The organism is Vibrio sp. 10N.261.54.A5 (genome assembly GCF_041471145.1).
GTDB classification, from domain to species: Bacteria; Pseudomonadota; Gammaproteobacteria; order Enterobacterales; family Vibrionaceae; genus Vibrio; species Vibrio crassostreae_C.
Genome location: NZ_JBFRNU010000089.1, coordinates 1 through 8,151 on the forward strand (window position 1 = coordinate 1; position 8,151 = coordinate 8,151).

Below are 8,151 nucleotides of genomic sequence, written 5' to 3' on the forward strand. Positions count from 1 at the left end.
TCGCATTTTCATTCTTAATATCTCTTAACTTATCAAGCTAAGAAAAAGAATGGAGGCGCCTCCCGGAGTCGAACCGAGGTCCACGGATTTGCAATCCGCTGCATAGCCACTCTGCCAAGGCGCCTTTTTTTGATTCAACACTTTAGGGACTTAAGTAAGCCGCACCGCTGTGTTCGGGTGCCTACTTTACGGATTGAGGGGAGATAGTCAAACAAAAAAGTGAATTTAAATTCCGTTTGCTGACATTTAAATCAAATTGCTGCATGTTCGATCTCTTTAATCAAAAAACACACAGCAAAATCGAGTTAAACAAGATGTTCTAGCGCTACCACTTCTTCATGAAACGACCGACAAGACTCGGATGATACGCCCAGCAGTGGTCAAACATAGTCATAAGTTGAGGGTTGCCATACTTAGAAAGACTAACCGCATGGAAACGGTTTTTGTGTTCTTTCAACTTTTCAACCTGAGCAATCATTTCGTCTGATTGTTTCGGCGCAATAAAGTCAGAAAGTACGATTAAATCGGCATTCTTGTATTTATCACCAGTCATTAGGTCAATCGACTTCATGAGAACAGGTTCCAAATCCGTACCGCCGTGGAATGAGTAACTTAAGAAGTCGCTCGCTTCACGTAGGCCATCTTGCCTTGTTAACTCATAGGTAATCTGCTCAGAAGAAAAAAGAATCACATAACAGTCTCTCTCTTCTGCAAGAGCAATTTGCATTAAGGCATAAGCCATTGCTTTAGCAGACTGCTCAGGGAAACCACTCATAGAACCCGAAGCGTCCACACAGACGATAAACGGGCCCTTTTCAATATCGATGTTCTTGCTATCTGGTTTTTGCGCCTTCACTTTGCGTAACGTGCGTGATTTACCTTGCGAGCGATAGCTCAGTAAACGCTTGTCGGCCAAGTGCTTGTAAAAGATAACCTCAAGTTCAGGATAAGCTAAGAACATGGTTTCGTTTGGCAGCATCTTGTTAAGGTCATCACTTTCATGAATCCCGACAATATCATCGACCGCTTCATCGCTTTTCTCTTCAACCACCTGCAATTCTTCTACAGGGGCTTTGTGTAGCGAAGGATCATCTTCCTCACCAGCCATACGGCCTAGCTTTTCAGCGATCTCTTGCAAGCCCTTGTGCTTATTCAAGAACTCAGCATGACGTTTCATGATGGTAAGGTCTGTTTTGCTTAATTTGGCAGAAGCCATGTCCCACAAGCGCCCTACACTGCCTTCATCACCCGACTCAGTCACTTTATCCATGTTTTTCATGGTTTCCATGCGCTGATAAAGATCGGCTAAGACTTTTTCTTTGCTTGTTTCAAGTTCAGTTACTTGAGCTTGTTTAATCGCATCAGAAAGTGATTGGTACCATTGGTCGCAAAAGTAGTGTGGAAACATCGCGTTATAAACACCCTTGTTGTTCTCCATAAGGCGTCGAGCTTGTAGATAAAACGCTGAGTGCCACTCCAGCTTTTTGATAACGCTGTCAATCTCATCAAAGAACTGAGGTTCATCCCAGTAAATCACTTCTTGGTAAAGGGCGATTTCCTCTTGGAATCGATCAGTTTCACACACCTTAGTAACGCGTTTTTTAACTTTACCGCGCCATTTAACTAAGTGGTTTTTCACTGATGTTTTCACACCTTTGTTCTCTGCAGCCATCATGACTTGAGAACGAGCGATGAGATCATTCATCGCGGTATCAATGATTCCGGAATCAGCTACCATCAAAGCGAGGTTTAAGCCGTCTGCTCCTAACATATGCTCTCCTCTTACTCGAAGTACTGGCTCATAAACTTAATACGCTGAGCGATCTTGGCACTCTTCACTTTCGTGGTTTCAAGATCTTGCGTTACCGATTGCAAACTTGCTTCCATCGCTTTTGGTAAATCAGGGTCAATATAGTTATGAGGTAATGCATCATGGAATTCAGTACGAACGCGTTTTAACTTGAATTCAGCTTCAGTTAACTGTTCTAAGGCTTTCTCAGCGCCACTCAACCACTTGTTGTACAGTTCTTGGTCTAAACCGTCAGTAGTAACCACACTCACCAATACAGAGCGATTGGCGATGTCTTTAATCACTAATTGGTTTGATGCATCCAAGTCGAGTTTTAAACGGCATAGGTTTTTATTTTCGTTTACGTAACCGTAAATATCACCGTGACCTTCTTTAAGAACACGATCAAAATCGTCTTTGGCTACGTATACCCAACGGCTATCGCCTTTCTCAGATTCAGAAACCGACATGTTGCTTTGCAGCATAACCAGTTTCACTAGATTGTAAGCACTGCCCACGCTGTACATTTTCGCGTTCTTGATGTCATTCTGGTAAACATCTTTACGCAACAAGCCACTGGTTGACTCCATAGAAAGTGACACCGACAACGTTGATTCAACATCGTCTTGAATCTCTTCTAACTCTTCACGAGACATTTCAATTTGAGCTTTCGACTCTTGTTGATCAAACGCTCGGTTCAATGCAAAGTCTTTCACCACGCTACGAACCACATCACGTGATTCTGGGCTATGCCACAAACAATCTTGCAGAAGCATAATATCCAGAGGGTTCACGCTATCGCGACCACTAAAGAACGCACTCGCTTTCAATAGTTTAACGGCCTTCTTCCAGCGTCTATCTGATACATACAATTCTGACTCTGAAGCAGAGCCTTGCTTCTTAACCGTCTCTTCAAGCATGGTTTTTAGTTCAAACAACTTATCAAACGAATTGTCTGTCAGTTCCAGCTTATCGAGCTCTTTCTGCCATTGATGGTATTCAATGTCCGTAATCGCCAAACCTTTTGGAATTACCGCTTCTTGAGAAGTACCCGTCGTCAGCATCGATTTGAAGTTTTGTTTGTTTTGAATACGGTTCACGAACACGCGTACCAACATACGGTCATAAAGTGCTTCCAAGCCGCTGTCTTCATCTGGAAGTTCGTTGGATGCCGATACTAGTAGACGCATCGGTACACGTTCAATATCACTGCCGTTTTTGAAAGTCTTTTCGTTAACGACAGTAAGTAGCGTGTTTAGGATTGCAGGGCCGGCTTTCCAGATCTCATCGAGGAAGACGACTTGTGCAGTTGGTAGGTAGCCTTCGGTTAGTCTTACGTAACGACCGTTGTCTTTTAATTCTTGGATACTTAGTGGGCCGAACACTTCCTCGGGAGTAGAGAAACGAGTCATCAAATATTCGAAATAGCTGCTGTTATCAAAAGCCTGAATGAGACGTTTCGCGATAAGGCTTTTTGCGATGCCCGGAGGGCCTAATAGAAACACGCTTTCACCAGCCAAAGCAGCCAGTAAACAAAGCTTAATGGTGTCTTCTCTTTCATAGACTCCATCAGAGAGAGCATGCGCTAATTTATTGATTCTTTCAGAGAGTAGCGCCTTGTCAGCATGTGAAGAAATAGAAGGGTTCATGCGTTACTCCGAAAATCTTTGAACAGTTGAGAGTGTAGAATTGTTTTTATACATTTGTTAGCGCTTTGTTACAAGTGCATTTTATTATTGAGTTGCATTTATATCAGATGGTTACGTCGGTAATTTTGGCGCAATCATAGATTCCAATTATGAGAGTAACATCACGAACGGCGTGAAACTAAATCTAATACGAAACCTAATTTTTCTTTTATTTTCGACACCATAGACGTTATGGTGGTGCACGTCTTCCGTTATACGAAAAATTGGCAAGGAATGTGGCCAGACTGCATGAGTAAAGTTATCCATAAATGGAAAAGTATTTCTCTCATAGAGGAGAACGTGACGCTCCCTACGAACGTCGTGGTAAAACATACAACAATCAATCACCCTGGCGCGGCAGTTATTCTTCCTATCACTTCGTCTGGAAAAATCATCCTCATTAACCAGTTCCGCCCTTCTCTAAAAAAATGGCTTTTGGAACTACCCGCAGGCACGATGGAAATAGATGAGACACCTCTTCAATGTGCCCAACGCGAACTGGAAGAAGAAACAGGTTACAGTGCAACTTATTTTCAAAGCTTGGGGCAAGTCACCCCTTTGGCTGGCTTCTGTGATGAGATACAACATCTGTTTGTCGCAAAAGACTTAAGCCTCACTACCCGCTTTGAATGCGATGACGATGAAGTAATAGAAGTGATCGAACTGAGTTTAGAAGAACTGCACGATAAAATACGACACGATCAAATCACTGATACCAAAACTATCGCTTGTTTAAGTAAAGCCCAACTATGTGGCCATCTATAGCCAATTATATGGCTACCTAAAGTACTCTAGGAGAGAAACATGGACTTTCGTTCTGATACCGTAACTAAACCTTCGCAAGCTATGCGTGACGCAATGGCAAACGCAGAAGTGGGCGATGATGTTTATGGCGATGACCCAACCGTCAACGAACTAGAACAGTGGGCAGCAAATGAGACAGGCTTTGAAGCGGCAATGTTTACCTCTTCAGGTACACAAGCCAACCTTCTTGGCTTAATGGCGCATTGTGAGCGTGGTGATGAATATCTGTGTGGCCAGCAGGCGCACAACTACAAATACGAAGCTGGCGGCGCTGCGGTCCTTGGTTCTATCCAACCTCAACCAATCGAGAATAACCCAGACGGTACTTTAGACTTTAAAAAGCTTGCCGCTGCGATTAAGCCCGACGACAGCCACTTTGCTCGTACCAAGCTTCTTAGTTTAGAAAACACGATCAATGGTAAAGTCCTGCCAATGTCTTATCTAGCGGAAGCACGTGAGTTCGTAAACCAACACGGACTTCAAATGCACCTAGATGGCGCGCGCGTCTATAACGCAGCAGTCGCATTAGATGTACACATTAAAGAGATCGCACAACACTTCGATTCTATGACGATTTGCTTATCGAAAGGTTTAGGCGCTCCAATCGGTTCACTACTTCTTGGTAGTAAAGAGTACATCGCTAAAGCACGCCGCCTACGTAAAATGGTCGGTGGCGGTATGCGTCAGGCAGGTATTCTTGCCGCAGCAGGGAAAATGGCGCTCACGGAGAACGTGGCTCAACTTAAAGCTGACCACGACAATGCAAAAAATCTAGCGATTGGTTTAAGCAAACTAGAAGGTTTTTCTGTTAACCCTGATTTCATTCAAACTAACATTGTGTTTGCTAAATTAGATGAGTCAGTAGATATCAACCGCATCGCACAAGAGTTAGGTGAACAAGGCATTACGATGTCACCAGGGAACCCTGTTCGATTTGTTACTCATAGAGATATCAGTTCAGAAGACATCGCTACTTTCCTAACTAAGTTGGAAAATGCGCTTTAAGCCATACTAAATGTTCACCCAGAACAAATAAGACTTGAGCTTCCTCTTAGGGGAAGCTTTATAATCATGTTTTTATCGGAGTAAAAACGTGCATTACCCAACCTTCGCTCTAACCTTCATGCCTCTGATTTTGGCGACGCTGAACTAGGTAAAGTTAAATCACCAAGCTGCGTTTTTTGTCATAACCCTACCAGTCAATCGACTAATAACTCCTATCCTAAGCTTTCTGGCCAAGATCCAACCTATCTCTTTAATACAATGAAAGCGTATCAAACCGGAGATAGGCAGGGCGATTACGCGGATATGATGCGAGCGCAACTAAGTAAGCTTAACGATCAAGATTTGAAAGACATAGCGGCTTTTTACGCTTTACAAGATTAGCGGCTCCCACCTTCAATAGGTCAATCATCAGCTAAATAAACATCACCAAGTCGCCTATACTTCAAGCAAACTCACTGAGCTCATTGAAGGTCGGGATAGATATACCTTTACACGTATCATCCAACCCTTACAATGTGCAGCAAATATATTTATCAAGGTTTATCTCTATGTCTATTCAATGGTTTCCGGGTCACATGCATAAAGCCCGCAAAGAAATCGAAGAAGTTATCCCACAAGTTGATGTGATCATCGAAGTACTGGACGCTCGTATCCCGTTCAGTAGTGAAAACCCAATGATCTCTTCACTGCGCGGCGATAAGCCTTGTGTAAAAGTGCTGAACAAGCGTGACCTTGCAGATCCTGAACTGACTCAACGTTGGATTGAGCACTTCGAGAAGGAGCAAGGCGTTAAAGCGATTGCGATTACGACTAGCGTAAAAGAAGAAGTTAACCACGTTATGGAGCTGGTACGTAAACTGGCACCGCACCGTGAACAGATGGGCAAAAACATTCGTACAATGATCATGGGCATCCCGAACGTGGGTAAATCGACCATCATCAACTGCTTGGCTGGACGTACGATTGCGGTTACTGGTAACCAACCTGCGGTAACTCGTCGCCAACAACGTATCAATCTGCAAAATGGCGTGATCCTTTCAGATACTCCAGGAATCCTTTGGCCTAAAGTAGAAAACCCACACAGTGGCTTCCGCTTGGCTGCAACAGGTGCTGTAAAAGATACAGCAATGGAATACGATGAAGTGGCATTTTACACAGTAGAGTACCTAGCAAAACAGTACCCTAACCTTTTGCAAGAGCGCTACCAAATTGAAGAGCTGCCTGAGTCTGACATCGAACTGATGGAAGCGATTGGCCGTAAGCGTGGTGCACTTCGTGCCGGTGGTCATATCGACATTCACAAATGTTCAGAAATCCTGCTTCACGAATTGCGTAATGGCACTTTAGGTAAGGTAACGCTTGAGTTGCCAGAAATGATCACACAAGAGCTGATCGAAGTTGAAGAAGCGGCTGCGCTGAAAGCGGAACAACAGATTAAGAAAAAAGAAGAGCGTCGTAAGCGTTACCTGAAGAACAAGCGTTAATCGCGATTAGTTTTTATAATCTGCTTTAATTTCTGTTTACCACTCTTACACCAGCCTCTAGATATTCACGCTCTATCGATAATAGAGCGTGAATATTGCCCGCTACCGTTTGTTGATCTAGCTAACATACTGACAAATCTATAGAAATGGTCGTTTACAATGCCAAAGACTGTGACATACTACGCAAATTATTGTGTATCAATCTCGGCTAATTTCTCAATGCGCTCTTATTCTGGGTTCAAGAATCAAAGATTTAAAACCTATTTCGATAATGAAATTTATTTGCCGTACATAAATTTCATCTACATCCCTATCTCAATATTCTGTGCTTTTATCGTCACCGACTACATCCACTTTGGTAGCGAGTGCATTACGCCTATCATTTTCCGAGTCATACTTTTTTTATTGATGATGGCCGCCGCCAGATACTGTATTACAAACAAACCCAACGTTTTGGAACTCGTAGAAAGTGCCTTCCTTGTAATTAGCTCACTTTTCTTGGTCTATGTCGGTCGACTAGCCATCGAGCTGAACAACTTCGATTACCAAGGTGGCATCATTTTAGTGATGATCTACATTGGTACGTTTTCAAGATTGTCAGCCAGATACAGTATATCTACGCTGTCGTTTATCTTTTTGGCTTATCTCATCGGCCTTGCGCCACTGCTTTATGAAGCGGAGCCAGAGCATGAAATAGAAACAATTTCCGTTTATATCTCGGCTTACATCCTAATCTCAGCGGCCTGTGTTAGACGTGACCTGGAAGTACACAAACGTTTCGCTCAATCCGAGCAACTCCGCAAACAAGCGATTCAGCTTCGCAAGCAATCTAATATGTTCGAGGCCCTTTCCTATCAAGACGCACTAACGGGCTGCTACAACCGCCTTTATCTTCATCAGGTGATAGAACCGAGCATAGACCGTGAGCGATCCATTACATCGCTCATGATAGATATTGATCATTTCAAATCGATTAACGACACCTACGGCCATCAAATGGGTGACATGGTGATTAAAGAACTGGCCGATGAGATTCAAAAACGACTACCGACTAGCAGTAACTGCTTTCGATACGGCGGTGAAGAGTTTTTGGTGCTGGTCCAAGGAGAAACCGAGGCTTCAATTGAATCGCTGGTTAATGCCCTTTTAGAATCCCCTACTCGCCTTAGATTAGAAGTAACAATTTCAATCGGTGTGAAACATGCCCCTCAAGCCCTTGGTTCTGTCGAGCAGCTTATCGACGACGCTGACCAAGCACTCTACATTTCGAAAAAAGGCGGTAGGAATAAGATCACATGGTGTGATTAATCGCCCAATATTTCACGCATCTTTGCGAATCATTAAAACGACCACTAATTCAATCAAAAAAGGTTCATCGCGG

At 43.4% G+C, this 8,151-nt stretch carries 6 protein-coding genes, 1 tRNA gene and 1 pseudogene; 5 read left to right on the forward strand and 3 right to left on the reverse strand.

Going from position 1 to position 8,151, the window contains the following annotated elements; genetic code table 11:
- Window positions 1-50: 50 nt before the first annotated feature.
- The 3 genes from AB4329_RS21660 to AB4329_RS21670 all read right to left on the reverse strand — a co-directional run bounded on the left by AB4329_RS21660 (window position 51) and on the right by AB4329_RS21670 (window position 3,438).
- A tRNA-Cys gene (locus AB4329_RS21660) sits at window positions 51-124 on the reverse strand.
- Window positions 125-325: 201 nt separating this feature from the next.
- Window positions 326-1,771, reverse strand: a complete 1,446-nt coding sequence (gene viaA, locus AB4329_RS21665) for an ATPase RavA stimulator ViaA (RefSeq protein ID WP_017064542.1) — start codon at window positions 1,769-1,771, stop codon at window positions 326-328.
- Window positions 1,772-1,782: 11 nt separating this feature from the next.
- Window positions 1,783-3,438 (reverse strand): ATPase RavA domain-containing protein, encoded by a 1,656-nt coding sequence (locus AB4329_RS21670; protein WP_017067123.1) that lies wholly within the window; start codon window positions 3,436-3,438, stop codon window positions 1,783-1,785.
- 288 nt (window positions 3,439-3,726) lie between these two features.
- Here AB4329_RS21670 and AB4329_RS21675 point away from each other — a divergent pair, with 288 nt between their 5' ends.
- The 5 genes and pseudogenes from AB4329_RS21675 to AB4329_RS21695 all read left to right on the forward strand — a co-directional run bounded on the left by AB4329_RS21675 (window position 3,727) and on the right by AB4329_RS21695 (window position 8,078).
- A complete protein-coding gene (locus tag AB4329_RS21675; RefSeq protein ID WP_372139256.1) occupies window positions 3,727-4,242 on the forward strand; it encodes an NUDIX hydrolase in 516 nt (171 codons plus the stop codon).
- Window positions 4,243-4,281: 39 nt separating this feature from the next.
- The gene (gene ltaE, locus AB4329_RS21680; RefSeq protein WP_372139257.1) at window positions 4,282-5,286 is read left to right on the forward strand and encodes a low-specificity L-threonine aldolase; all 1,005 of its coding nucleotides are present in this window, start codon (window positions 4,282-4,284) and stop codon (window positions 5,284-5,286) included.
- A gap of 102 nt (window positions 5,287-5,388) precedes the next feature.
- Window positions 5,389-5,667 (forward strand): annotated as a pseudogene (locus AB4329_RS21685) (c-type cytochrome); the annotation flags it as partial.
- Between the two features lie 167 nt (window positions 5,668-5,834).
- Window positions 5,835-6,770, forward strand: a complete 936-nt coding sequence (gene ylqF, locus AB4329_RS21690) for a ribosome biogenesis GTPase YlqF (protein ID WP_029405588.1) — start codon at window positions 5,835-5,837, stop codon at window positions 6,768-6,770.
- A gap of 282 nt (window positions 6,771-7,052) precedes the next feature.
- Window positions 7,053-8,078, forward strand: coding sequence for a GGDEF domain-containing protein (locus AB4329_RS21695; RefSeq protein WP_372139258.1), 1,026 nt, complete (start codon window positions 7,053-7,055; stop codon window positions 8,076-8,078).
- Window positions 8,079-8,151: the final 73 nt, after the last annotated feature.